Genomic DNA, 25,331 nt, shown 5'->3' with positions numbered 1-25,331 from the left:
GCGAGGCAGCCCAGAAAGCTGGGAAGCGCGGGCTGCCTCTCCCCCGCATCGGCTCCAGCGTCACCCAGACGGAAGAGCCTGCCGGTGCGGACGCCGCAGCGACCGTCCCGTAAAACCGTTGTCCCGCGCCGCGGTCAGCCTTTGCGCTTGCGGTAGCGGGCGTCTTCAACCGACACCCAGGCCAGGACGAGGGCGAAGATCGTGAAGGCGCTCAGGACACCGGTCAAGAACAAGGTCTCGTCGAAGAGCATCGGCTCGGACCTCCAGCTTGGAATTCGAGCCTCCAGCCTGCGCCTGCCGCGCCGCAGGCATCATTGACCTACATCAAAAGACCCTATTCGTAGTCAGGGTTTGCCGAGGTCGGCCGGATCTCGAGATTGGCTCTTGCGATGCTTCAGGTATGTGACCAGGGGGACCGCAAGAAACAGGGCGAAGACCAGGGTCAGGGCGCCGGGCAGGCCGAGGTCGGGCGAGAGGTCCCGGCCCAGGCCGCCCAGGGGCGGCCCGACCAGGGCGCCGACGTTCCACATGGTGGCGAAGAGCGTGCTGGCGGCGGCCAGGTCGCCGCCCCGGAATCGCTCGCCCATGAGGACGTTGCCCAGGGTGTAAAGGGCCCCCAGGCAGCCGCCGAAGACGAAGATGAAGACCCAGTTGACCCCGGGGATCGGCACCAGGAAGGGGAAGGCGAGGCAGCCGGCCAGAAGCCCCAGGCTGAGCAGCAGGGACAGCAACCGTCGGTCCATCCGGTCGGCCAGCCAGCCGAAGGGGTACTCCAGCGCGACGCCGCCGAGGCCGAGCAGGGTCAGGAGCAGCAGGCCCTGGTCCTGGCTCAGGCCCTGGGCCAGGCCGTAGAGCGGCAGGAAGGCGGCCAGCACGCCGTCGCTGGCGGCCACCACCGCGCAGCTCAGCATGGCCAGCGGGGCCAGGTAGAGGTAGGCGAGCAGCGGCGCCGAGGGCTTGCCGTCGAGGCTGGGCGCGACGCCGGCGCCGAACAGGGTCGCCAGCCCGGCGCAGAGGAAGATCGCCGCCCCGGCCAGGAAGGGCGCCCAGCCCTCGCTCCCGGTCGCCAGCAGGACCAGGGGGCCCAGGGCGTAGCCGCCAGTGACCGCGGCGCTGTACAGGGCCAACACCCGGCCGCGGATCCGTTCCTCGACCACCGTGTTGACCCAGGCCTCGCTCGCCACCCACATGACGCTGGCCCCGGCGCCGATCACGAAGCGCAGGGGAAACCAGGCGTAGACGTTGGGGAAGACCGGCAGCAGCAGGAAGAACAGCAGCTGCAGGGCGATGGCGGCGAGCATCAGCCGGGCCGGGCCCAGGCGGCGCAGCAGGGCCGGGGCGAAGGGCGCGATGGCGAAGATCGCGACCGCCTGGCTCGCCGTGCTGAGCCCGATCAGGGTGCCACTGACCCCCTGCCGGTCGAGGATCAGGCTCAGGAGCGGCGTCGAGAGGCTGTAGGTCAGGGTCGCCGCGGCCATGGTGACCATGATGGCGATCAGGTTGCGGTGCAGCGGCGTCAGGCGCATGGTGGCGCAGGGTCCCCGGGGCGCGGTCCCCGGCCGGACCGCCCTGCCGCTCTAGCAACCGGCGCTGCCGGCTTCAATCAAAAGGAAGTCTCGGCTTGGACGGCCGGCGGGCGGCAGATCAGCTTGGCGGCAAAGGAACCTCGGCGGCGTGGCGGGGGACAGCCAATGAAGGTCTGAACCCGGGTCTCGGTGAAGGCTTCGGGCGAGCCCGAGCGCCCACACAAGAAGGGCGGTAAGCAGATTCTTAATCCGATCGGTCGAGTCTGGCCATCCCGCTGACCAGTTCGTCATCCTGTTGCCGGCATGATGGAATCTAGGAACGGATTTGCGACAAATGTCATGACGTTGCTGCGAAGGCGAATGGCGTCTTTCGTCGCGGTACCCTTGCTGTTGCTTTTGCCGGCTCTCGGCGGATGCGACGACTTGGCCGCCGGCTCGGCGGGTCCGGGCGTCGACTGGCCGCCGCGGCTCGGTGAAGCTTATCCAGATCTCGAGCTGACGAACTACGACGGGCGCAAGATCCGGCTTTCGGACTTCAAGGGCAAGGTCGTCCTGGTCGAGCCGGTCGGGATGAACTGCGAAGCCTGCAACGCCTTTGCGGGCGCACACCGTCGCGGCGCCTTCGCGGGCATCCGCCCGCAGCCCGGCCTGGAGTCCATCGAGGACTACATCCACGAGCGCCTCGACGGCTTGACCGTCGACTACAGCGATCTGGTGCTGGTTCATCTGCTGCTCTACGACCTCTTCATGGAAGCGCCCGACGCCGAGGACGCACGGATCTGGGCCGAACACTTCGGCTTCGACCGGGAACCCAACGTCTACGTCGTCTTCAGCGCGCGGGACCTGCGCGGCCGGGCGAGCCATCGCATGATCCCCGGGTTCCAGCTCCTGGACAGCGACTCCGTCCTGCGGGCGGACAGCACTGGCCACCGTCCCAGGCACGATCTTTACGCCGAGCTCCTGCCGATGATTCCCCGTCTGCTCGACGAGTGAGGGCCGCGGGCCGTCGTTTGCCTGTCATGAGATTTCTGGTTCTCAGCCTCAGCACTCGTTCCGCCCTTACCGGGCGACCGGCCGGTCGGTTATCGTGAGACCAGGCGCCGCTTGCCCGGGCAGGAGATTCCGGATGGTCAAGTTCCGGATCCTGAGATGAGACTTCTCAACAAGCTTCTGCCCTACGCCTTGGTGCTGGCTGGCTCGGGACTGCACCTCTTTTTTTACTTGGCCACGCTGCCGGCTTCGGAAGTGGGCGCGTTCTACTGGTATCTGGGGCTGGGCATGCTGATTTCGGTTCCCTTCGGGCTGTGGACGGGGTTCAGCCAAAGGGGGGATCATCCGGAATACATGCACATATGGTGGGGCGTGTGGTTCGCGACGCTGTGGTTTTCGGCGACCGTACTGCTGTGCCATTTCGGGATTGAATGCAAAGCATTAGCCGTGTGGCTTGACGGATTTGTCTTCTTCATTGCGGGCGATGGCATTCTCTTCGTTATTGTTATCGTGTTCGCCATCTTCTCCTCCTGGGGGGCGAGGCTCAGGCGACGTGCAGTCGACCTTGCCGGGTGTCGCGGCCTCGGCACACCGGCGGAAGCGCTCTCTCATCTCTCGGTTTCCTTGACGGTGATCGTGTTGACGCTCTTGGGGATTCTGAGCAGGACGCCCGGGATCTATTTCGAGTCCTAGGCACGGCTACGAGACCGCCTGATCCGGTACTCGGGCGCCGGCGAGGCGTGACCCGCCCGCTGAGGCGAGATGGTCCTAGAGCACGATGATATGAGGTTGAACCAACCTCATATCTGAATCGTGCTCTAAACTGTTGAAATAGAGCGGGATTCAGATTTGAAGTCCAATCGACTTCAAATCATCCCGCTCTAGGCCACGCGGCGGCCCGGACGGCGGGGGAGGGCGCCGGGCGATCCTTCCTCGAAGAGCTCGGCCAGCTTCTCCATCATAGTGCCGCCGAGCTGCTCGGCGTCGACGATGGTGACGGCGCGGCGGTAGTAGCGGGTGACGTCGTGGCCGATGCCGATGGCGACCAGCTGCACTGGCGAGCGGGTCTCGATGTAGTCGATGACCTCGCGCAGGTGCCGCTCCAGGTAATTGCCGGGGTTGACCGAGAGGGTCGAATCGTCGACCGGGGCGCCGTCGGAGATGACCATCAGGACCCGGCGCTGCTCGGGCCGGCCGAGCAGGCGGGCGTGGGCCCAGAGCAGGGCCTCGCCGTCGATGTTCTCCTTGAGGATGCCCTCGCGCAGCATCAGGCCCAGGTTCTTGCGGGCGCGGCGCCAGGGCGCGTCGGCCGGCTTGTAGACGATGTGGCGCAGGTCGTTGAGGCGGCCGGGGTTGGGCGGCTTGCCGGCGGCGATCCAATTCTCGCGCGACTGGCCGCCCTTCCACATTCGGGTGGTGAAGCCCAGGATCTCGACCTTGACGCCGCAGCGCTCCAGGGTCCGGGCCAGGATGTCGGCGCTCATCGCAGCGACGGTGATCGGCCGCCCGCGCATCGAGCCGGAGTTGTCGATCAACAGGCTGACCACGGTGTCGCGGAACTCGGTCTCCAGCTCGCGCTTGTAGGACAGGGAGTGCATGGGGTTGGCCACGACCCGCGCCAGGCGGGCGGTGTCCAGCAGGCCTTCCTCAAGGTTAAACTCCCAGGCCCGGGTCTGCTTGGCGAGCAGGCGGCGCTGCAGGCGGTTGGCCAGGCGCGCGATCACGCCCTGCAGGTGGGAAAGCTGCTGGTCCAGCATCTTGCGCAGCCGGGCCAGCTCGTCGGCGTCGCAGAGCTCCTCGGCGCCCACGATCTCGTCGAACTGTGCGGTGTAGAAGCCGTAGGCCTCGGCGTTGGGGTGGTTCTGGCCGTCGTCGAAGTGCGGCGGCCGGCCGGGGTCACCGGGCTCGTCCTCGCCGGCGCCGGGCATCATCTCGCTGTCCAGCTCGGCGCTGGCGTCGTCAAGGCTCTCGGCCTCGCTGCTGTCGCCGCGCTCGCCTTCCAGCATGGCCAGGGTCTCGCCGCTGTCCTGCTCGCCGCCCTCGCTGCTCTCCTCCGCCGACTCGCTTTGGCCCTGCTGGTCCTCGCCCTCGGTCTGCTCCTCGCCGCCGCTCTCCTCCTCGCTGCCCAGGTCGACATTGAGGTGGCCGAGCAGGCGGCGCACCTCCTCGGCGAAGGCCTCCTGGTCGTCGGCCAGGCTATTGAGATTGCTCAGCGCCTCCAGCACCCGGGCGTCGAAGCTCGACCGCCAGCAGTCGATCATTTGCCGGGCGGCCGGCGGCGGCGCGATGCCGGTCATGGCCTCGCGGGCGAGCATGTGCAGGACCTCGGACAGCGGCGCCTCGTCCTGGGTCGTGGCCCGCGCCAGGCCTCGCTTGCGGTAGTCGGTCTCCGTCGCGGCATCGAGGTTCACGCCGACCCCGGCCATGCGGCGCATGCCCAGGGCCTCGCAGCGCGCCTGCTCGACCGCGTCGTAGATCTCGCGGGCGACCTGGGCGCCCGGGCGCCGTCTGGCGTGCCGGCCTTCGTCGTGGTAGCGCAGGCGCAGGGCGATGGCGTCGGCCTCGCCGCGGGCCAGCGACTTGTCCTCGCTGGGCAGGTCGCGGCCCGGCGCGGTCAGGCGCGCCTCCTTGCCGATCAGGCCCTGGCCGCTGGGCGCGAAGCTGACCGCGACTTCCTGCTCTTCGGCGATCGCGCGCAGAGTCGCGCCGGTGATGCGCTTGAAGCGCTCCAGCGGCGATTCGTCGCGCGATCCGAGGTCCGACATCGCGCAGGCTCCCCTAGACCAGAAGGGCCTTGGCCCCTTCGTCGGCCAGCTCGGTCCCGAAGCAGCGCTGGTAGTACTCGGCGACGACCGAGCGCTCGACCTCGTCGCACTTGTTGACGAAGGTCACGCGGAAGGCATAGCCGATGTCCTTGAAGATCTCGGCGTTCTCGGCCCAGGTGATCACCGTGCGCGGGCTCATCACCGTGGAGAGGTCGCCGTTAATGAAGCCACTGCGGGTCAGCTCGGCCAGGGCGACCATGGCCGCGATGGTCTTGCGGCCCTCGGTGGTGTCGTAGGCCGGGGTCTTGGCCAGGACGATCGCGACCTCCTCGTCGTGCGGCAGGTAGTTCAGGGTCGCGACGATGTTCCAGCGGTCCATCTGGCCCTGGTTGATCTGCTGGGTGCCGTGGTAGAGGCCCGTTGTGTCGCCCAGCCCGACGGTGTTGGCCGTCGAGAAGAGGCGGAAGGCGTCGTGCGGGCGGATCACACGGTTCTGGTCCAGGAGGGTCAGCTTGCCCTCGACCTCCAGCAGGCGCTGGATCACGAACATCACGTCCGGACGGCCGGCGTCGTACTCGTCGAAGACCAGGGCGACCGGGTGCTGCAGCGCCCAGGGCAGCAGGCCCTCGCGGAACTCGGTGATCTGCTTGCCGTCCTGCAGGACAATGGCGTCCTTGCCGATCAGGTCGATGCGGCTGATGTGGCTGTCCAGGTTGATCCGGATGCAGGGCCAGTTCAGGCGTGCCGCGACCTGCTCGATGTGGGTTGACTTGCCGGTGCCGTGGTAGCCCTGGATCATGACCCGCCGGTTGTGGGCGAAGCCGGCCAGGATCGCGAGCGTGGTGTCGCGGTCGAAGCGGTAGGCTTCGTCGATGTTTGGGACGTGCTCCTCGGCCTGGCTGTAGGCCGGCACCTCCATGTCGCTGTCGATGCCGAAGGTCTGGCGCACCGAGACCTGTATATCGGGCGCACCCATGCTGTCGATGGGAGCAGCGGTGGCGTTATCAGCGGCCATTGATCTTCCGTCGGATTACTGAGTCGCTTGCTTCTACGTTCAGGGGGAATGTAGGGATTTGGGCCGGTCTTGGCGAGCCGCTATTCACGCATGCAGGCGGCGCAGTTTGGCATAGGCCTCGTTGATCCGCTTCAGCCGCTCCTCGTTCTCCGGGTCGCCGCCGTTGGCGTCCGGGTGCAGGCGCTTGACCAGCTCGATGTAGCGCGCCTTGATCTCGTCGAAGGCGACCGGCGGCTGGAGCTCCAGCTCGGCCAGGGCCAGCTCCTCCTCGGTCTGCGGCCGGCGCCGCGGCCGCGGCGGCTCCGCGCCGCCGCCGTTGAAGAAGCCGAAGCCGTCGTGGATGTCGTCCAGGCCGCGGGGCCCCGTGCCGACCCGCCAGCTCGGGCGGTTCCAGACCGTATCGAAGCGGCGCTGGGCCTCGATCTCCTCCTCCTTCATGCCGGCGAAGAAGTCCCAGGCCTTGTTGTACTCGCGGATGTGCTCCAGGCAGAACCACTTGTACTCGCGCAGCCGGTCGCGCGACAGCGGCGCCGGGTAGAGGCCTTCCTCGGCGCAGCCCGGCTGGGCGCAGCCGCGCTCGTACTGCCGGGGGCGCTTGAAGGGCTCGTTGACGGCGTCTGGGGTCGGCCTGGCCATGGATCGATTATGGTTGGGCGCCGTTTGGCAGGCAAGGGATCGGGGCCCGCTGCGGGCGCTTTGCGCGCTGCCCGCTTGACAGGCCGGCCTCCCGATCCCCAGGTATGCGGCCAGGACGGCAGAGCGCGGAGGGACGACCGGCATGGAGATGGCCAGGAGAATCGAGACCAAGCTGACCCAGCGGCTCGCACCGACGCGCTTGGAGATCGTCGACGATTCGGCCAAGCATCAGGGCCACGCGGGCTGGTCGCCGGGCGGCGAGACCCACTTCAACGTCCTGGTCGTCTCGGGCGCCTTCGAGGGCCAGTCGCGCGTCGCACGCCAGCGCCTGGTCTACGAGATCCTCGCCGAGGAGCTGGAAGAGCGGGTCCACGCCCTGCAGCTCAAGACCCTGACCCCGGAAGAGGCCGAAGCGGGCTGAGTCGGTCTTCCTGTTTGAAATGGCTGCTTTCGGGGCGCGCGACATCCCCGATTCTCTGCGCAGCCGGCTTAACGAAGTCTTGTTGGCCGCACGCGGCTGGGGCGGCTATTCCCCGGTGTAGAAGGCCGGCCAGGCTTTCTTGACGATCGGGCCGTCGCTGGCATAGGCGTGGCAGGAATCGATCAGGCCCGGGCGCTTCGCGCTGGGGTTCTTGGCCGCCTTGCGGGCCAGGGTCGGGTAGAGGGTCTGGAAGGCCACCGTGGCCATGGCGCCCAGCATCTCGACCAGGTGGGTGCAGCCTTCGGTCCCGCCGAGCCGGGCCCGGACCCGTTGGCGCCAGCCGGCGCCGATCCGCTCGCCGACGATCTTCTTGAAGTTCGGCGTGATCGCCGGGCAGATGGCATAGGGCCCGTCGTCGGTCACCGCCTCGATGTCGTGGATCAACAGCTCTTCGTCGATGGTCAGGCGGATCCACATGTTGTGGATCGGCTCGCCGGCCTCGATTCGGCCCCGGTGGTCGTTGTCGAAGCCGTAGGTCTTGGTGTCGGTCAGGTGGCCCTCGACGTCCCAGAGGCCGTCGGCCCGCCGATAGCCGCGGAAATCGTACTGTCGCGAATGCTGTTGCTCGCGTTCGACCGGAGGGGGCAGAGGCATGGCGGGCTCGCTGTTTTTTGCGACTGCGAAGAACCGCCGACTATAGGCGGCGGCCTTCGGCGGTCAAGCGCTCCCGGCCGCGCGGTCCTTCTTCGGCGTGGCCTTCGCGGGCTGCGGGCCCAGCTGGGTGATCCGGATCGAGGTGATCTGGTTGCGCTTGCGGCCGAGCACCTCGAAGCGCTTCTGGTGGAACACGAAGACCTGGCCGACGTTGGGGATGGTCCGGGCTTCGTGCAGCACCAGGCCGGCGATGGTCGAGGCCTCCTCGTCGGGCAGCTGCCAGTCGAACTGCCGGTTCAGGTCGCGGATCGTGACGTCGCCGTCGACCACGATCCCGCCGTCCTTGGCCGGGCGGACGCCCTCGATCTGGATATCGTACTCGTCGGTGATCTCGCCGACGATCTCCTCCAGGATGTCTTCCAGAGTGACCACGCCCAGGACCTCGCCGTACTCGTCGACGACGATCGCGAAGTGCTCGCGCCGGGCCCGGAAGGCCTGGAGCTGGGCCAGGAGGTTGGTGCCCTCGGGAATGAACCAGGGCGGGCTCGCGATGCCCGCGACGTCGACCTCGCCGGCCGCCTTCGGCTTCTCGTGCAGGGCCCGGAAGAGCTGCTTGGCATGGAGGACGCCCACGATGTTGTCGGGATCGTCCCGCCAGAGCGGCAGGCGCGTATGCGGGCTGGACAGCACGGCCTCCATGATCTTGGACTGGCTCTGGCCGATATCGACGGTCTCGACTTTGCTGCGGTGGGTCATGATCTCGGAGACCTCGACCTCGCTGAGGTCGAGGATCGAGTGCAGCATCGCGCGCTCCTGGCGGACCTCCTCCTGGTCGGCGACGAAGAGCTCGATGGCGCCGCGCAGCTCTTCTTCGGCCAGGCGGTTGCTGATGCCGGGATCGAGGCGCAGGCCGAAGACCCGGAGGGTGCCCCGGACGATCAGGTGAATCAGCTGGGTGACCGGCGCCAGCAGAGCGACCACGAGTCGCAGTGGCGGTGCGATCGCCAGGGCCATCTTGTCGGCGTTGTGGATGGCGTAGGTCTTGGGCAGGACCTCGGCGAAGATCAGCACCATCAGGGTCATGACCAGGGTCGCGTAGGCCACGCCGGCGTCGCCGAAGAGCCGGATCAGCACGCTGGTCGCCAGGGCCGAGGCCAGGATGTTGACCAGGTTGTTGCCCAGTAGGATGGCGCCGATCAGTCGGTCCTTGCGCTCCCAGAGCCGGTCGACGAGACGCGCCCGACGGTTGCCCTCGCGGGACAGCACGTGGATCCGCGCCCGCGACGACCCGGTCAAGGCGGTCTCGGAGCCGGAGAAGAACGCGGAGAGGAAGAGCAGGACGACGATGGCGAGGGTCGGGAGAAGGAGTCCCTGGTCCATGGTTTCAGGATCGCAGCTACGCTGTTGATGGGATCACGTGTGGAATCTCGCTTGGCATCGCTTCGGATGCCGCAGGCCGAATGGACATGGGCCGTCGGCGCACCCCCGGTCTTCTCATGCCGCCACGGCGTGGCTCAGCAGCTCGCGCACGGCCGCCGGATCGACCTCCCGGGCCAGGAAGGCCCGGCCGATGCCGCGCTGCAGGACGAAGGTGATGCGTCCGTCCTGCACCTTCTTGTCGTGCGCCATGTGGCGCAGGAGGCTGTCCGGGTCGCGCGCGGCCTCCGGCAGGCGCTCGAGCCCGGTCGGCAGGCCGAGCGACGCCAGGTGGCGCCGGACCCGGGCGGCGTCCTCGGCCGGGCAAAGCCCCAGCCGCACCGAAAGATCGAAGGCCAGGACCATGCCGATGGCGACCGCCTCGCCGTGCAGCAGGCCGCCGCCGTAGCCGACCTCGGCCTCCAGGGCATGGCCGAAGGTGTGGCCGAGGTTGAGCAGCGCCCGCCGTCCCCGCTCGCGCTCGTCGTCGGCGACGATGGCCGCCTTGGCGGCGCAGGCGGTCAAGACCGCGCGGCGCCGGGCGCCGGTGTCGCCGGCGACCAGGCCGGCACCCTCGGCCTCGAGCCAGGCGAAGAAGCCGGGGTCGGCGACCAGGCCGTACTTGACCACCTCGGCGTAGCCGGCCAGCAGCTCGCGCTTCGGCAGAGTCGAGAGCGTAGCGATGTCGGCCAGCACCAGGCGCGGCTGGTGGAAGGCGCCGACCAGGTTCTTGCCCTGGCGGGTGTTGATGCCGGTCTTGCCGCCGACCGAGCTGTCGACCTGGGCCAGCAGGGTCGTCGGGACCTGCACGAAGTCCAGGCCGCGCAGGGTCAGGGCCGCGGCCAGGCCGGCCAGGTCGCCGATCACCCCGCCGCCGAAGGCGACCACCACGCTGTTCCGGTCCACCCCGGCGTCGAGCAGCCTCTCGGTCAGGTCCTGCAGATGGCCGAAGTCCTTGGTCGCCTCGCCCGGCGGTAGGACGACCGCCGGGCCGTCCAGTCCGGCGGCGGCGAGTGAGCCGGAGAGGGTCGGCAGGTGCAGCTCGGCGACCGTCTCGTCGGTGACCACAACCAGCCGGCGCCCGGGCAGGGCCGCGGCGATCCGCGCGCCGGCCTCGGCGAGCAGGCCGTCGCCGACCAGGATCTCGTAGGCGCGCGCGCCGAGTTCCACCGTCAGGCTCTCGACCCGGCTCATGCCTCCGCACCTTCGGCGCTGGTGGCGGCCTTCGACGACGGCGCGCGTGCGCGGAGCGCCGCGAGAACCCGCTCGACCGTGATCTCGGGCGGGCCATCGACGCTGTCGACGACGAGATCGGCGGCGGCGTAGACCGGGTAGCGCTGGGCCATAAGGTCGGACAGGATCTTCCGGGGATCGCCGCGCTTGAGCAGGGGCCGGTTGTTGCGCCGGCCGGTACGCTTCAGCATCAGGTCCAGGTCGGCGCGCAGCCAGACCGAGACCGCCCGCGCGGCGATTGCGGCGCGGGTCTCGGGATTCATGAAGGCACCGCCGCCGGTCGCAAGCACGTGCGGGTTGCCCGCCAGCAGGCGGCAGATGACCCGGTTTTCGCCCTCCCGGAAGGCGGCCTCGCCGTGCAGCTCAAAGATGTCCTCGATGCTGCAACCGGCGGCGCGCTCGATCTCGGCGTCCGCATCCCGGAACGGCAGGCCGAGGCGGGCCGCCAGGCGCCGGCCGATGCAGGACTTGCCGGCGCCCATCAACCCGACCAGCACGACCGTGCGATCCGTCGCCGAGTCGTTCTGGATGTCGCCAGAGTCCGGCATCACGCCGCCCGCCGAGCGGCGGCGAGACCGGCCCGGGCGCCCCGTTGCGCCGGATTCGAAGCGCCGATAAACTGCCGCAAATTGGCCATAGTCGAAACCTAGCATACTGGCGTCGGGACCACGCAAGCCCGTGTCGCCAGAGGCCGGCGGACAGGGCGGGGTTCAGGCGGGTCGCCGTTCCTGGAGTGGTTTCCTCGAGAATTGTGGCAAGAGCGCGGGGGTCGATGTCAAAATCGGTAATTGCGGTGACCTTGGTTGTCGCGGTGGTGGTCATCGGCGGCGGCTTTCTCATGACCTGGGAAATTCCGGCGCCGACGACACTGGTGGAAAAGGTCATACCGGATGATCGTTTCCCGCGCTGACACCTTGTTCGCGCGGTCCGCGCTTGCGGCTGCCCTCGGCTGCCTGACGGTTCTGGTCGTCCCCTCGATGGGCGCCGCCCAGGGCCCGTCGGCCGAGGACGGCGAGCAGGCGCCCACGGCCTTCAGCCGGCCGCTCAACTTGCTGCCCGACGAGAGCGCGGGGCTTCGCCCCGAGGATGCGACCAAGATCCTGCAGCCCGAGCCCCTGACCGGCGGCCCGCGGCTGGACCCCGCCGAGCCGCCGGCGCCCTCTAGCGAGATCGAGGTCAACCGTCTCGGGACCATCGATCTCGAAGCCGTAGGAACGCTGGACTCCGGCAATGGGGGCTTCGGCAGCGACATGTGGCGCGGCTCCAAACGCCATGTCGTGCTGCGCTTCATGGCACGGCTTTCGGATCAGATCGATTCGCCATCGCTGCGCGAACTGGCCAGCCGCCTTCTGCTCTCGGCGGCGGTTCCCCCGGCGGGCCAGGTCGGGGGTCAAGGCGACAGCCTCCTGAAGCTGCGCATCGAGCACTTGGCGGCCCTGGGCCAGATCGAGGGCCTGGAGGAACTGCTGCGCGTGGTCCCGGAGCGCAACGCCGACGAGTCGATCCAGCGGGCGCGGGTCGAGGCCTACCTGCTGGCCGGAAACGCCGACCAGGCCTGCCGCTCGGTGCGCAACGTCGTCGGCCAGGGTGAACAGAGCCTCTATTGGCAGAAGGCCCTCGTGTTCTGCCAGATCCATGCCGGCGAGATGGCCGGCGCGGCGCTTGGCGTCGGCCTGCTGCGCGAGCAGTCCAGCGGCGACGATGACAGCTTCATCGCCCTGGCGGAGGCCGCCTCCGGCGGAGCCTCGGATATTCCGGTGATCGGCAATCCCTCGGTCTTCGAGCTGTCGATCCTGCAGCGCCTGGACGCCTCCCTAGCCGACGAGACGGCCCAGGAGATTCATCCGGGCATGCTTTTCGCCATGGCCCGCAGCCCCGACCTGTCCCTCGAGCGGCGGATCGAGGTCGCCGAGGAGGCGGTCGCCCTGGGGGTCCTGCCGGCGGCGGACCTTGGACGGCTCTACAGCCAGGTCGAGATCGCCGAAGCGGATCTGGCCGCCTTCCGCAGCCGCGCCTTGGAATGGGAGGGCAGCCGGGCCCGCGCGCTGCGCTACCAGGCCGCCATGGCCGACGCGGCGGCGCCCGAGGACCAGGCGGACATGATCGCGGCGGCCCTGGACGCCGCGCCCTCGCCGCAGGACTACCTCGCGGTGGCGCGACTCTACGAGCCGATCCTGCTGATCCTGCAGCCGGCGCCCGAACTTTCCGACTTCACCAGCACCGCCGGCCAGGCGCTCTTCGCCCTCGGCCGCTTCCAGCAGGCCGAGGCCTGGATGGGCCTGGCCCGCCAGGAGGCCATGACCATCCCGACCGCGGCCGCCGCGGTGACCACACTCTGGCCCTATGCCCGGCTCGCCGGGCTGCCCAGCGTGCCCTGGGACGGCGACCTGAACGCCTGGATCTCGGCCAACCAGAACGAAGACCCCTCGGCGCTTTCCTCGCGGGTGGCACTGCTGCAGATCACCCTGCGCGCCTTGGGCGGCGGCGGGCCGCTCGACTGGTCCGAGATCGCCGCCAGCACCGACGAGACGGCGACCGCGGTGCCCGACGCCTCGGTCCTCTTTGCCCTGGAGGGCGCGAGCGGCAGCGGACGCCTGGGCGAGACCGTGCTGCTCTCGCTCCTGGTGCTCGGCCAGGCCGGACCGGGCGGCAGCCATCTGCTGGCCCTGGAGCGGGTGCTGACCGCGCTCAGCAACGTCGGCCTGGAGCGCGAGGCCCGCCTGCTGGCCATCGAGGCGGCGCTGGCCCGCGGCGTCTGATCCGCGTGGCCGCTCGGGGACCGGCCGGCAAGGACCGGGCCGTCGACCGGCAGGTCGAAGCCTTCCTGGAGATGCTGGTCGCCGAGCGCGACGCTCGGCCCAACACCCTGGCCGCCTATCTGCGCGATCTCGCCGACTTCGCCGACTTCCTGAGCGGGCCCGGGGGCGGGCGCGGTGTGGCCGCCGCCCGCGGCGCGGACCTGCGCGCCTACATGGCGAGCCTGGGCCGCCGCGGGCTGTCGCCGCGCACCGCGGCCCGGCGCCTCTCGACCCTGCGCCAGTTCCACAAGTTCCTCTACGCCGAGGGCTTTCGCGGCGACGATCCTGCGGCCGCCCTGGACAGCCCGCGCCAGGGCCGGCGCCTGCCCAAGGTCCTGAGCGAGGCCGAGGTCGACGCCCTCTTGGCCGCGGCTCGGGCCCGAAGGGGTCCCGAAGCCCTGCGGCTCCTGGCGCTGCTGGAGCTGCTCTACGCCAGCGGCCTCCGGGTCTCGGAGCTGGTCTCGCTGCCGCTGGCGGCGGTGCGCCGCGATCCCCGGGTGATCTTCGTGCGCGGCAAGGGCGGCCGGGAGCGCCTGGTACCGCTGGGCGAGCCGGCCCGGGCCGCGGTCGCCGCCTACCTGCCACAGCGCCGGCACTTCCTGCCGGATAAAGCGGACTCGCCCTGGCTCTTTCCTTCGGGCGGCCGTGACGGGCACCTGACCCGGCAGCGGGTCGGGCAGCTTCTCAAGGAACTGGCGGTGGAGGCCGGGATCCCGCGCAACAAGGTCTCCCCCCACGTGCTGCGCCACGCCTTCGCCACCCACCTGCTGGACCACGGCGCCGACCTCAGGGCCCTGCAGCAGATGCTGGGCCACGCCGATATATCGACCACCCAGATTTACACTCACGTGCTCAACGAGCGGCTCAAGAGCCTGGTCCGGGACCACCATCCCCTGGCCCGGTGGCGCTAGAGGACGATGATATGAGGTTGAAGGCACTTCTTATCTGAATCTTACTCTAAAATATTGAAATGTAATAATATTCAGGTTTGAAGTCCGCTCGGCTTCAAATCATCCCGCGCCAGCGTCAACTCCGGTTGACAGGGCCGGTCCGAGGGGCCAGAACCTGGGCCGAAAACGGAACGCGGGAACGGGCGGCCTTGCCGATGCAAGCCGCCATCGCTTTGTCTGGAGGGCAGTCACCATGAGCTTCACCATCGTTGAACCGGCGCCGGCGCGCCTCAACCGCAGCGAGCTGGCCGTGCCCGGCAGCCGGCCCGAGCTCTTCGAGAAGGCGGCCGCGGGGCCGGCCGACGTCATCTTCCTCGACCTCGAGGACGCCGTCGCCCCCGACGACAAGGTGCAGGCGCGCAAGAACATCATCGAGGGCCTGAACGACATCGACTGGGGCAGCAAGACCCTGTCGGTGCGGATCAACGGCCTGGACACCCACTACATGTACCGCGACGTGGTCGACGTCCTGGAGCAGACCGGCGAGCGCCTGGACCTGATCATGATCCCCAAGGCCGGCACGGCGGCCGACATCTACGCCGTCGACATGCTGGTGAGCCAGATCGAGGACGCCACGGACCGGCAGAAGAGGATCGGCTTCGAGATCATCATCGAGACGGCGCTGGGCATGCAGAACGTCGCGGCGATCGCCGCGGCCAGCAAGCGCAACGAGAGCCTGCACTTCGGCGTCGCCGACTACGCCGCCTCGACCAAGGCGCGGACCACGGTGATCGGCGGCCCCAACGCGCTCTACGGCGTCCTGACCGACCAGGAGGAAGGCAAGGCGCGCGACTACCATTGGGGCGACATGTGGCACTACGCGGTCTCGCATATGGTGGTCGCCGCCCGGGCCAACGGCCTCAGGCCCATCGACGGGCCCTTCGGCGACTTCTCCGACCCCGACGGCTTCCGGGCCCAGGCCAACCGCGCGGCCTGCCTGGGCTGCGAGGGCAAATGGGCGATCCACCCCTCCCAGACCGCCATCGCCAACGAGGTCAACTCGCCCTCGGCCGCCGAGGTCGAGCGCGCCAAGCGCATCCTCGAGGCCATGGCGCAGGCCCAGAAGGAGGGCAAGGGCGCCGTCGCCCTCGACGGCCGCCTGATCGACATCGCCTCGATCAAGCAGGCCGAGGTCATGGTCCACAAGGCCGAGCAGATCGCCGCCGCCGGCGGGTGAGGCCGGCGGTCGGCAAAGGCGAGGCGGCGCTGCTCCGCGACGCGGTGCCGACCTCTCCCTTCGACAGGGGGCGTAGCCCGGCGCTCAGGCGCGGACGAGGTGAAGGAACACCCTCATGCCGAGCTTGTCGAAGCATGAGGTCATAGAACCGATCCTTTCAGTCAGCGCGAAGCGCGATGTTGAGGCTTGTGGCCCGCCGCCCTACCTCACGTCGCTCTTGCCGTAGTGCTTCTCGATGCGGGACTGGATCAGCTCGAAGACGATCGACAGGCCCCAGTAGATGAAGGCGGCGGTGATCAGCATCTCCAGGTGCTTGAACTCGGCGCGGCCCTGGGTGCGGGCCAGAAAGGTCAGCTCCCAGACCCCGACCACGGAGACCAGGGAGGAGTCCTTCAGCATGGCGATGAACTGGTTGCCGGTCGGCGGCACGATCAGCTTCATCGCCTGGGGCAGGACGATCTTGCGCATCGTGAGCCCCGGCTTGAGGCCGAGCGCGGCCGCGGCCTCGCGCTGGCCGTCGGGCACGCCCTGGATCCCGGCGCGGAAGATCTCCGCCATGTAGGCGCCGTAGCAGAGCGACAGCGCGGCGACCCCGGCCGGGACCGGATCGACCACGAAGCCGAGCTGCGGCAGGCCGAGGTAGATCAGGTAGACCTGCATCAGCAGCGGCAGGCCGCGGAAGAAGGAGATGTAGAAGCTGGCGCAGGCGAAGGCGAAGGCGCTGTCGCTCAGCTTGGCCAGGGCGGCGACCAGCGCGATGGCGCTGGCGATGGCGATCGAGATCAGCGAGATGTAGACGGTGGTGAAGGCGCCCTGGGTGATCAGGAAGCCGATTTTGCGGCCGATGAACTCGTAGGACAGGTCGAAGGACGCGAAGAAGGCCAGGAAGAGCAGCAGCAGCTCGAGCCAGGTCACCGCGATCTGCGCCTTGTAGGGCAGGAGCCGTAAAACCGCCAGGTTGACCGCGAAAAGGAAGCCGAGCACCAGGCCGACCGCCAGCGTGCCGTGGAGGCCGCTCTCCGCCGGCTCGCCGATCGCCGGGCGCAGCAGGTCGCCGACCAGGGTCTCCTTGAAGTCGAAGAGCGCGAAGACCAACGACGCCGCCAGGAAGACGGTCAGGTGACGGGCCCAGGGCCGGTCGCCGTAGAGGGAGAGAAGCGCGGTCATAAGGGCGGCGCGAGGGCCGGCGGGATGCCTCGTCGGCCCTCCCGTGCGGGCCCTCGCCTCGGCCGGCCTATTTGACCGTGGTCAGGTCGACGCCGTACCACTTCTCCGACAGCTTGGTCAGGGTGCCGTCGGCGTGCATGGCCGCGACCACCTCCTTGATCTTGGCGGCGAACTCCGCATCGCCCTTGTCCAGGGCCACGGCCAGGGGCTCGTAAAAGGCCGGGTCGCCGACGACCTTCATCGGGTAGCCGTTCTTGATCGCTTCCTCGATGGTCGGCAGTGCGGATAAGACCGCGTCCAGGCGCTTGCCGTCGCCGATCCGCAGGTCGTCGAAGGCGTTGGTGTCGGTCTCGTAGGAGCGGATCTCGCCGGCCTCGACGTCGTAGGTGAAGGGTGGCGCGCCCTCGGCGTCGATGGTCAGCTCCTTCTTGAGGTAGGCCTCGTAGGTGCAGCCGCCGCAGACGCCGATGGTCTTGCCCGCGAGGTCGCCCAGGCCGCTCGCCTCGGAGTCCGCGTGCACGGCGAAGGAGGCCGGCGTGTAGTAGTAGACGGCGGGGAAGTCGAGCACCTGCGCCCGCGCCTTGGTCGGGGTCATGGAGCCGACCGAGATGTCCCAGCGGCCGCCCCAGTTGCCGGCGGTGATGATCTCCCAGGCCGGTGTGATGATCTCGAGCTCGACGCCCAGGCGCCTGGCGATCTCCTTGCCGACGTCGATGTCGAAGCCGTCCATCTCGTTCTGGTCGTTGAGGAAGGACTGCGGCGGATAGGCCGGGTCGGAGGACATGGTCAGGGTCTTGGACTTCATGATCCGGTCCAGGACCTCGCCCGCCGAGGCCGGGTTGGCGAGCGCCACGGCGGTCAGAGCCAGACATGCCAGGAACTGCTTCATCACGGAGTCTCCCTGTTGCAGACGTTTCTTGTTTGGGCCGCGCGGCGGAGGCCGCCGCCGGCCCTTGGTTCGGCGGCCATTCTATCGCGCAAGGAGGTGATGAACAGGCGCAATGCTAGCCCGTCCGCGCCGTCGCTGCGGCCGTCATGCGCTCGAGCCAGGCCTCGCAGAGCGCGATCGCTTCCTCTGGCTCGAAGCCGGTGCGGTCGAGGCAGTGCTCCAGCCAGAGGCCGTCCATCATGGCGGTGATCGCGAGGGCCTCGGCCTTGGCGTCGAGGCTCAGGCCCTCTTCCCGCGCGAGGCGGCCCAGGGTCCCGGCGATCCGCAGGCGCTGACGGGCGTAGAAGTCCCGGTGGATCGCAGCGACCTCCTCGTCGCTGCGCACCAGGCTCCAGTAGGAGACCCAGGCTCCCAGCGTCCGGTCGTCGACCCAGGTCGGCGAGAACAGCAGCCGGAACAGCCGGCGCAATCGGTCCCTGGCCGAGCCCTGGCCCTGGTCCAGGATCTCGCTCATCTCCGTGTCGTAGTCCGAGGCCAGGCGGTGGCAGGCGGCGGCGACCAGAGCCTTCTGGCTGCCGAAGTAGTGCCGCAGCAGCCCGTGCGAGACTCCGGCGCGGGCGCAGATCGCCCGGACCGTGGCCGCACGCGGGCCGGTCTCCGCCAGGATCTCGATGGTCGCCCGGATCAGGCCCGCGCGGCGCTGCTTGGCGTCGAGGCGCCGCCGGACCGGTCCGCCGCCGTCTTCGAGGCTCTCCGCTTTGGCCAAGGGCTCTCTCTGTCGAGGTGAAGGGCGTATGGGCACTGGCACTATAGCGGAAAATTTATTATACATATGGATAATAAATCTCCGAATGCGCGAAGGCGAGGCGCCCATGCCCCCGAAGATCGAGTCTGCCGCAATCTCGCCCCGCGGCCTCGCGGTCACCTGGGCCGACGGCGCCCGCGCCGATTTTCCCATGATCTGGCTCCGCGACCATTGCCGGGCACCGGAAAGCTACGACGCCACGACGAACCAGCGGCGGGTCGATACCTTCGCCATCCCCGATGACCTCGCCGCCGAGACGGTCGAGCTCCGCGACTCCGGTGCAGCCCTGGAGGTCGCCTGGCGCCAGGAAGACCTGAACAGCCGCTATGACTCCGCCTTTCTCAGGGCCCAGGCCTTCGGCGAGGCGGTGTTGCCCGAGCGGCGGCTCTGGGCGGAGGGGCCGCCGGCCCCCGCTCGCCATGGCTTCTCCGGGATCCTCGGGGACGACGCGGCGTTGCGCCGCCTGCTGTCCGACTTCTGGCGCGACGGGCTGGTCCTGGTGGAAGGGCTGCCGAGCGAGCTGGCCGCGACCCGGCGCCTGGCCGAGCGCATCGCCTACGTCCGCGAGACCATCTTCGGCGGCGTCTGGGACTTCCAGGCCGACGGCGCCCGCGCCGACTCGGCCTATTCCAACGAGGCCGTGGGCCTGCACACGGACGGCACCTACAGCGAGGACCCGCCGGGCCTGCAGTGTCTGCACTGCCTGGCCTTCGACGGCGAGGGCGCCGTCAACGTCTTCGCCGACGGCTTCCGGGTCGCCGAACGGCTGCGCGCGGAGGCGCCGGAGGCCTTCCGCTTGCTGAGCGAGCTCGAGGTCCCCGGCGAGTACCTCGGCGACGGCGTCCACCTCCTGGCCCGCCATCCCGTCCTCGGCCTGGACGCGGCCGGCGCCCTGCGGCGGGTCTGCTTCAACAACTTCGACCGCGCCCCCTTCCGGCCGCAGCCGGCGGTCACCGAGGCCTTCTATGCGGCGCTGCGCCGCTTCCACGCCCTGCTCTCGGAGGAGGCCTACCACCTGCGCCTGCAGCTCCGGCCCGGCCTTGCGGTGCTCTTCGACAACTGGCGGATCCTGCACGCCCGCACCGGTTTCACCGGCCATCGCCACATGGCCGGCTTCTACCTCAACCGCGAGGACCTGGAGAGCCGACTGCGGCTGCCGCCGGGCTGAGCGCTCCCTTGTGTTAGCCTCCGGTTAGCACTCTTGCTGTAAGCGCAGGTCGCATGACCCTGCGCCTTGCTTTCGGATGGCTTGCACCAGCCGCCGGCCTGATCCTCTGGAGCGCCAGCGCTTCGGCGTCGGCCGACTTCATCGAGGACCTCCAGTCCCACCTCTATGCCGGCAAGACTGCGGCCGCCGCCGAGGTCGCCCGTGATCGCCTCGCCGATCAGCCGGACGACGATCGGGCCCGCTTCGCCCTGGGCGCGGTGCGGTTCCTGCAGGCTGTGGAGCATCTGGGCCAGGGCCTCCATCGCTACGGCCTGGCGAGCAGCTACAGCCCGCCTTACGGGGCGGGTCTGTCGGGTCTCCCGATCCTCCGCCTGCCGGTTCCGCCGAACCCCGACCCCGAGCAGGTGACCTATGGGGCCTTGCGCGACGTCCTGCAAGGCTTCATCGATCGCCTTCGGGCGGCGGAGGCCGCCTTGGCGTCCGTCGCCGAGCGCGATGTCGATCTGCCCCTGAACATCGCGCGCATCCACCTGGACCTGAACGCCGACGGCGTGGCCTCGGATCAGGAGGCGCTTTGGCGGATCCTGCAGGTGGTGATGGAGTTTCGCTGGATCAGGAAAGAAGCGGCCGACGCCTTCCTGACCGACTTCGACCGCAGCGACGTGCCCTGGCTGCGGGCCTATTGCCACCTGCTGATGGCGATTGCCGAGTTCCCCCTGGCCCACGATTGGCAGGAGGGCTTCGAGCAGACCTTTCACGGCCTCTTCCCGGACTCCGCGCTGCCCAACGCGGCCCTGGTCGCCAAGACCGTCCCGACCGCCAGGTTCGCCAACGTCGCCGACTTCATCGCCTTCGTGCATCTGACGCACTGGCCGGTCGTCGAGCCCGACCGCATGCGCAGCGTTCTGCAGCATCTCGAAGCCATGGTCCGGCTCAGCCGCGAGACCTGGACGCGGGTTCAGGCGGAGACCGACGACCGCGGCGAATGGATCCCGAATCCGGCCCAGACCGGTGTCCTGCCGCGGATGACGATCACGCAGGAACGGATCGAGGGCTGGCGGCTCTTCCTCGAGGAATTCGACGCCCTGCTACAGGGCCGCAAGCTGGTGCCGCATTGGCGCTTCGATCAGGGGATCAACCTGCGCCGCATCTTCACCGAGCCGACGACCTTCGACCCCGTCCTCCTGATCCAGGGCTCGGCCGCGCTGCCCTACCTGGAGGAGGGCGACACCGTGTCCGGGCGAACCTGGAACCAGATCTCCCGGCTCTTTGCGGGCAGGTTCTTCAGGTACTTCGTCTGGCTCAACTGACGAAGGCCGGGCGCCTGTCGGACGGCCGGAGCTTTGCGCTAAGCTGGGCGCCTTGCCGGAACACCGCCTAGAGCACGATGATATGAGGTCGAATCGACCTCATATCTGAATCGTGCTCTCAACCGTCAAGGCAAAGCGGGATTCAGATTTGAAGCCGGTTCAGCTTCAAATCATCCCGCTTTAGGCGGTGCCTCGGGCCGACGATGGGGAGAGCGCGCATGCCGGACACAGCCCAGACCGACACAACGGCCGATTTCCAACGCCTGCCGCTGCCGAAGCGGCTCTGCAACCTGGAGCGTTTGCTCCACGGCCTTGAGGCGCGGGGGTTGGACGGCGTGGTCGCGACCCAGCCCCTGAACGTCTTCTACCTCTCCAGCTTCAACGGCGTGGCGCACAAGTCGGACGAGCCTCGGCCCTATGCCGTGATTCTCTCCCGCCACGCGCCGGAGCATCCGATCCTGGTGATCGCCGAGTACTACCTGGCGAGCTTCCTGGACCAGCCGAGCTGGATCGAGGACATCCGGCCCTTCCGCGGCGTCATGCTGTCGATCGACGTGCCGCCCGCAGCCGAGGATATCAGCCGTTTCCTGCCGGCCAGGGCGCAAGGGATCGGCTGGGCCGAGGCCGCGCGGGACCGCTACGCTTTCGACATGAACGATGCGGTCCGCGGGGCGCTCGGAGAACTCGGCCTGGAGCGCGGGCGGGTCGCCTTCAACGACATGGGCTTCGGGGTCCGCCTGGGGCTCGACGGCCTGGAGGTCGCCGACGGCTACGACGCGCTGATGTACGCCCGGGCGGTCAAGACCGCGGCCGAGATGCCGCTGGTCGAGCGGGCGACCCGGCTCAACGAGGCGGCGATCCGCCGCACCATGGCGAGCTGGGAAGACGGCATGACCTGGCGCCAGCTCGACCGCGCCTACCGCCGGGCGGCCGGCGACCTGGGCGGCTTCGTGCGCGATCCCGGCGGCATGGTCTGGGGGCATCCGCGCGGCGCCGAGGCGACCCTGATGCTGGAGCCGGGGCTGGCAGACCGGCCCCTGGAACGCGGCGCCCACGTTATGTTCGACTGCCACGGCACGCTCGACCTCTATTGCTGGGACGGCGGCAAGACCTGGGTCGTCGAGGGCGCGCCCGAAGGCCCGGCGCGGGACCACGCGCGCGCCACGGCGGCGGTCGCGGAAGAGGTGATCGCCGCGATGAAGCCCGGCGCCCGGATCAGCCAGCTCCAGTCCCTGGGCCGCGAAGCCTACCGCAAGGCCGGTGCGCCGGATCCCGCCGCGGCGCTGGTCTTCTTCCACGGCCTCGGCCTCTCCCACTACGACGTCGAGCTCACCACCGCCGAGGGCCGCTCCAACACCGACTGGGTCCTGGAGGCGGACATGGTGGTGCCGCTGCACCTGCTCTATCCCGGCGGCGAGCGGGAGCGCTGGTGGCTGGAGGAGGTGGTCCAGGTCACGCCCCAAGGCGGCCGCCCGCTCTTCTCCTGGGGCTTCGACCCCCTCGAGGGTCCTTAGGGGACCAGCGTCAGAGCATCTCCCGGAAACTGGCGGCCTGGGCCTTGGCGCCGGCCATGAGGAAGGCGAAGTCGCCGCCGGCCAGGATCAGGCGCATCCCCATGTCGACATAGCGCTTCGCCAGCTCCGGTGCGTAGACGCCGCCCATGCCGGGGTGCACGCCGTGGCGCCGGCAGGCCGCGATCACCCGCTCGTAGGCCTCGACCACCCGGTCGTTCCCGTAGTCCCCGGGGATGCCCATCTCCAGGCAGAGGTCGTTGGTGCCGATCAGCAGGGCGTCGACGCCGGGCACGGCCGCGATCGCCTCGGCGTTCTCGATCGCCTTGGGGGTCTCCAGCATCAGCACCAGGAAGGTCGCCGCGTTGACCGCTTCCGCGATTTCGCCGACCGGGTGGGCCTCGAAAGCGATCTGCGGCTGCGCCCCGGCCATGGAGCGGTGCCCGAGCGGCGGGAAGCGGCAGTTGGAGACCATCCGCGCCGCGGTCTCGGCGTCGTCGACGTGGGGCACCACGATGCCCTGGGCGCCGCAGTCGAGCACCCGGCTGGCGTGGTGGTGCTCGAAGCCGGGCACCCGGACCAGCGGGGTGATGCCGGCGTCCTGGGCGGCGACGCTGATCTGGGTCGCCATGTCCACGTCCATGGCGTTGTGCTCCATGTCGATGAACAACCAGTCGAAGCCGGCGGTCTTCATCGCCCGGGCGATGTCGACCGTGCGCGCCTGGCGCAGCCCGACCCCGAGGGCCAGCCCGCCGGCCTCGAGCCTCTCCTTGGCGACGTTGGGGATCTCGATCATGGGGCCTTCCTCCTCGCGCGTTCGGCGGTGCTCCAAGCCAGCATAGCCCCGGCGCTGCGACGGAGCACCAAGGATGGCTCCACATCTGCCGTCATGCCCGGACTTGATCCGGGCATCCATCGAGCCGCGGCACCATGGATGGCCGGGTCGCGCGAAGCGGTGCGAAGCACTGGGCCACGCCCCCTACGCGCCCCGGCCATGACAGCGGGAGGTTGTAAGTGCCCGGCGCCTAGCCCTCGTAGGCCTCGTCGAAGAAGGCGACCTCCAGGGCCATCATGCTGCGGAAGAGGGCGGCGAGGCGCTCCTGGCGCTCGGCCGGGAGGGCCGGGCCGCGGCGGTCCATCTCGGCGCGCAGCCAGGCCACGAAGGCCTCGAACTCCGGGTTGTCGTGCAGCTCGATCCATTCCTTGAAGTAGAAGCGCGTCGGCGTCTGGCCGCTGGCCGCCTTGGCCCAGGAGTGATAGCACCACTCGGCCGGCAGGAAGACCGCCAGGACCTCCTCGTAGCCGCCGTCCTGCGCGGCGCCCAGCATGACCTCGCGGAAGGCGCTGGCGGTTGGCCCGAGCGGCGCGTTGCGCCAGGTCTCGGCTTCGACCCCGAGGGCTTCGAAGCTGCGCAGGAAGTAGTCGTTCTCCTCGCTGGTCACCGCCGCCAGGAAGGCGGAAAGCCGGCTCTTCGGGGGCATGTCGGGGGCCTTGGCGATGGCATAGGCCACGACCCGGACCAGGACGTCGATGAAGGCATAGTCCTGGATCAGGTAGCGCCGGTAGACCGCGTCCGGCAGTTCGTCGGCGGCCAGTTCGCGGGTGAAGCGGTGCTCGACCGTTCGGCTCCAGTAGGGCTCGGCGCGGGCGGCCAGCCAGTCGCTGAACCCGGCGTCCGCGCGCGCGCCGCGCCAGTCGGCGAAGCCCGGGCCCTCGCCGTCGCCGGTCATCGTGTCAGCTCCACGGCGTAGTCGGCCGAGGGCGGCAGCTTCTCGACCACGCCCTGTTTCTCCAAGAAACTGCCGAAGGCCTCGTAGCGGCCGCGGTCGAGGGCCGCCGGCCGGAGGGCGAAGCGCGGCAGGGTGTCGCGCCAGGCCCGGCGGTTCAGCTCGTCGTCCAGCTCCGGCTTGTAGGAGACGAAGAGCTGCCAGCTCTCCTCCGGATGGTTGACCAGGTACTGAACGCCGCGCTCCATGGCCTCGACGAACCTGGCCAGGGCCGGGTCCGAAAGGCGCTCGCGGTGGGTGACGGCGATCAGCTCGTCGTAGGCCGGCACGCCCTCCTCCTCGACGTAGAAGGCGCGGCCCTTGCGGCCCTCGATCTCGAGCTGGTTGAGCTCGAAGTTGCGGTAGGCGCCGATCACCGCGTCGACCTGGCCCGACATCAGCGCCGGGCTGAGCGAGAAGTTGACGTTGATCAGCTCGATGTCCGAGAGCGAAAGCCCGTTGGGCTCCAGCATGGCCTTGAGGATCGCGTCCTCGAAGCCGCCGACCGAGAAACCGACCTTGCGGCCCTTGAGGTCGGCGATGGTCTTGACCGGGCTCTCGTCCAGCACCAGCAGGGTGGTCAGCGGCGTCGCCACAAGGGTCGCGAAGCGGGCCAGGGGCAGGCCGGCGCCGATCTGGATGTGCAGCTGCGGCTGGTAGGAGATGGCGACATCCGCCTTCTTGGCCGCGACCAGGCGCGGCGGGTCGTTGGGATCGGCCGGCTCGATCATCTCGACCTCCAGGCCGGCCTCGGCGAAGAAGCCGCGCTGCTGGGCCACGATCAGCGGCCCGTGGTCGGGATTGACGAACCAGTCGAGCAGGACGGTGAGCTTCTCCGCGCGGGCGCCGCCGGGCAGGACGAGCAGGGCGAAGAGCGCGGCGAGGAGCGCGGCGCCGGGTTTGGCTGTGGGTCTGGACATCGACGGACCTCCCTTGTCAAACGAGAGACAGGAGATCCGGGAAAGGGGCGGGACGGAGAAGGGCTCGTCTTGTCGGTCGCTTCCGTTCCCTGCGCCGGCATTACCCGGATCAGGTTCGAAGGGTCCCCGCGCGGCGCGGCGCGCCTTGGCGGAATCTCAGCCCGTGGCGGAGGCGACGCCTCCCCTTGGGCACCCCTAGGAATGCTGCGATCAT

At 69.2% G+C, this 25,331-nt stretch carries 24 protein-coding genes and 1 riboswitch; of the genes, 10 read left to right on the top strand and 14 right to left on the bottom strand.

The window, feature by feature from the left end:
- Positions 1–344: 344 nt before the first annotated feature.
- Entirely contained in the window at positions 345–1,526 is a 1,182-nt protein-coding gene (locus QNJ30_25580; GenBank protein ID MDJ0946834.1) for an MFS transporter, read from the bottom strand.
- A gap of 360 nt (positions 1,527–1,886) precedes the next feature.
- On the opposite strand from QNJ30_25580, the gene QNJ30_25575 reads away from it, so the two are divergent.
- Entirely contained in the window at positions 1,887–2,519 is a 633-nt protein-coding gene (locus QNJ30_25575) for a redoxin domain-containing protein (GenBank protein MDJ0946833.1), read from the top strand.
- Positions 2,520–2,675: 156 nt separating this feature from the next.
- Positions 2,676–3,209 (top strand): hypothetical protein, encoded by a 534-nt coding sequence (locus QNJ30_25570; protein ID MDJ0946832.1) that lies wholly within the window; start codon positions 2,676–2,678, stop codon positions 3,207–3,209.
- A gap of 188 nt (positions 3,210–3,397) precedes the next feature.
- On the opposite strand, the gene cobT is transcribed toward QNJ30_25570, so the two are convergent.
- The 3 genes from cobT to QNJ30_25555 all read right to left on the bottom strand — a co-directional run bounded on the left by cobT (position 3,398) and on the right by QNJ30_25555 (position 6,932).
- Entirely contained in the window at positions 3,398–5,281 is a 1,884-nt protein-coding gene (gene cobT / locus QNJ30_25565; GenBank protein ID MDJ0946831.1) for a cobaltochelatase subunit CobT, read from the bottom strand.
- Between the two features lie 13 nt (positions 5,282–5,294).
- Positions 5,295–6,296, bottom strand: coding sequence for a cobaltochelatase subunit CobS (gene cobS / locus QNJ30_25560; GenBank protein MDJ0946830.1), 1,002 nt, complete (start codon positions 6,294–6,296; stop codon positions 5,295–5,297).
- Between the two features lie 84 nt (positions 6,297–6,380).
- Entirely contained in the window at positions 6,381–6,932 is a 552-nt protein-coding gene (locus QNJ30_25555) for a DnaJ domain-containing protein (GenBank protein MDJ0946829.1), read from the bottom strand.
- A 142-nt stretch (positions 6,933–7,074) separates the two neighbouring features.
- On the opposite strand from QNJ30_25555, the gene QNJ30_25550 reads away from it, so the two are divergent.
- Positions 7,075–7,353: a BolA family protein gene (locus QNJ30_25550; protein ID MDJ0946828.1), complete on the top strand. Its 279-nt coding sequence runs from the start codon at positions 7,075–7,077 to the stop codon at positions 7,351–7,353.
- 105 nt (positions 7,354–7,458) lie between these two features.
- Here QNJ30_25550 and QNJ30_25545 read toward each other — a convergent pair whose 3' ends face one another.
- From QNJ30_25545 to QNJ30_25530, 4 genes are all read right to left on the bottom strand, one after another.
- Positions 7,459–8,007 carry a DUF2889 domain-containing protein gene (locus QNJ30_25545; protein MDJ0946827.1) on the bottom strand — a complete coding sequence of 183 codons (549 nt, stop codon included), beginning with the start codon at positions 8,005–8,007 and terminating at the stop codon, positions 7,459–7,461.
- A 63-nt stretch (positions 8,008–8,070) separates the two neighbouring features.
- Positions 8,071–9,387, bottom strand: coding sequence for an HlyC/CorC family transporter (locus QNJ30_25540; protein MDJ0946826.1), 1,317 nt, complete (start codon positions 9,385–9,387; stop codon positions 8,071–8,073).
- Positions 9,388–9,501: 114 nt separating this feature from the next.
- The gene (gene aroB, locus QNJ30_25535) at positions 9,502–10,617 is read right to left on the bottom strand and encodes a 3-dehydroquinate synthase (GenBank protein ID MDJ0946825.1); all 1,116 of its coding nucleotides are present in this window, start codon (positions 10,615–10,617) and stop codon (positions 9,502–9,504) included.
- Positions 10,614–11,204, bottom strand: coding sequence for a shikimate kinase (locus QNJ30_25530; GenBank protein MDJ0946824.1), 591 nt, complete (start codon positions 11,202–11,204; stop codon positions 10,614–10,616). Before QNJ30_25530 ends, aroB begins: the two co-directional genes overlap by 4 nt.
- A 224-nt stretch (positions 11,205–11,428) precedes the next feature.
- Between QNJ30_25530 and QNJ30_25525 the strand changes: the two genes are divergently transcribed.
- The 4 genes from QNJ30_25525 to QNJ30_25510 all read left to right on the top strand — a co-directional run bounded on the left by QNJ30_25525 (position 11,429) and on the right by QNJ30_25510 (position 15,581).
- Positions 11,429–11,566, top strand: coding sequence for a hypothetical protein (locus QNJ30_25525; protein MDJ0946823.1), 138 nt, complete (start codon positions 11,429–11,431; stop codon positions 11,564–11,566).
- Positions 11,547–13,415 carry a hypothetical protein gene (locus tag QNJ30_25520; GenBank protein ID MDJ0946822.1) on the top strand — a complete coding sequence of 623 codons (1,869 nt, stop codon included), beginning with the start codon at positions 11,547–11,549 and terminating at the stop codon, positions 13,413–13,415. Before QNJ30_25525 ends, QNJ30_25520 begins: the two co-directional genes overlap by 20 nt.
- Positions 13,416–13,420: 5 nt before the next feature.
- Entirely contained in the window at positions 13,421–14,365 is a 945-nt protein-coding gene (gene xerD / locus QNJ30_25515; protein MDJ0946821.1) for a site-specific tyrosine recombinase XerD, read from the top strand.
- A 232-nt stretch (positions 14,366–14,597) separates the two neighbouring features.
- Entirely contained in the window at positions 14,598–15,581 is a 984-nt protein-coding gene (locus QNJ30_25510) for a CoA ester lyase (protein ID MDJ0946820.1), read from the top strand.
- Positions 15,582–15,782: 201 nt separating this feature from the next.
- Here the strand turns inward: QNJ30_25510 and QNJ30_25505 are convergent, their stop codons facing one another.
- The 3 genes from QNJ30_25505 to QNJ30_25495 form a co-directional block, all read right to left on the bottom strand.
- Positions 15,783–16,748 (bottom strand): amino acid ABC transporter permease, encoded by a 966-nt coding sequence (locus QNJ30_25505; GenBank protein ID MDJ0946819.1) that lies wholly within the window; start codon positions 16,746–16,748, stop codon positions 15,783–15,785.
- A gap of 67 nt (positions 16,749–16,815) precedes the next feature.
- The gene (locus QNJ30_25500) at positions 16,816–17,637 is read right to left on the bottom strand and encodes a transporter substrate-binding domain-containing protein (GenBank protein ID MDJ0946818.1); all 822 of its coding nucleotides are present in this window, start codon (positions 17,635–17,637) and stop codon (positions 16,816–16,818) included.
- Between the two features lie 115 nt (positions 17,638–17,752).
- Positions 17,753–18,403, bottom strand: coding sequence for a TetR family transcriptional regulator C-terminal domain-containing protein (locus tag QNJ30_25495; GenBank protein ID MDJ0946817.1), 651 nt, complete (start codon positions 18,401–18,403; stop codon positions 17,753–17,755).
- A 106-nt stretch (positions 18,404–18,509) separates the two neighbouring features.
- On the opposite strand from QNJ30_25495, the gene QNJ30_25490 reads away from it, so the two are divergent.
- The 3 genes from QNJ30_25490 to QNJ30_25480 all read left to right on the top strand — a co-directional run bounded on the left by QNJ30_25490 (position 18,510) and on the right by QNJ30_25480 (position 22,434).
- A complete protein-coding gene (locus tag QNJ30_25490) occupies positions 18,510–19,610 on the top strand; it encodes a trimethyllysine dioxygenase (GenBank protein ID MDJ0946816.1) in 1,101 nt (366 codons plus the stop codon).
- A gap of 53 nt (positions 19,611–19,663) precedes the next feature.
- Positions 19,664–20,920 (top strand): hypothetical protein, encoded by a 1,257-nt coding sequence (locus QNJ30_25485; GenBank protein ID MDJ0946815.1) that lies wholly within the window; start codon positions 19,664–19,666, stop codon positions 20,918–20,920.
- Between the two features lie 218 nt (positions 20,921–21,138).
- Complete coding sequence (locus tag QNJ30_25480) at positions 21,139–22,434, top strand: M24 family metallopeptidase (GenBank protein MDJ0946814.1); 1,296 nt, start codon at positions 21,139–21,141, stop codon at positions 22,432–22,434.
- A gap of 10 nt (positions 22,435–22,444) precedes the next feature.
- Here the strand turns inward: QNJ30_25480 and QNJ30_25475 are convergent, their stop codons facing one another.
- The 3 genes from QNJ30_25475 to QNJ30_25465 form a co-directional block, all read right to left on the bottom strand.
- A complete protein-coding gene (locus tag QNJ30_25475) occupies positions 22,445–23,227 on the bottom strand; it encodes an aldolase/citrate lyase family protein (protein ID MDJ0946813.1) in 783 nt (260 codons plus the stop codon).
- A 229-nt stretch (positions 23,228–23,456) separates the two neighbouring features.
- Positions 23,457–24,161 (bottom strand): TenA family protein, encoded by a 705-nt coding sequence (locus QNJ30_25470; protein ID MDJ0946812.1) that lies wholly within the window; start codon positions 24,159–24,161, stop codon positions 23,457–23,459.
- On the bottom strand, positions 24,158–25,117 hold the full coding sequence (locus QNJ30_25465) for an ABC transporter substrate-binding protein (protein ID MDJ0946811.1): 960 nt from the start codon (positions 25,115–25,117) through the stop codon (positions 24,158–24,160). Before QNJ30_25465 ends, QNJ30_25470 begins: the two co-directional genes overlap by 4 nt.
- Positions 25,118–25,186: 69 nt before the next feature.
- Positions 25,187–25,324, bottom strand: a riboswitch (TPP riboswitch).
- Positions 25,325–25,331: the final 7 nt, after the last annotated feature.

It is taken from the genome of Kiloniellales bacterium, assembly GCA_030066685.1.
In the GTDB taxonomy this organism is placed as follows: Bacteria; Pseudomonadota; Alphaproteobacteria; order Kiloniellales; family JAKSBE01; genus JAKSBE01.
Note: the sequence above shows the minus strand (reverse complement) of the source record. Positions and strands in the feature narration are given on the sequence as shown.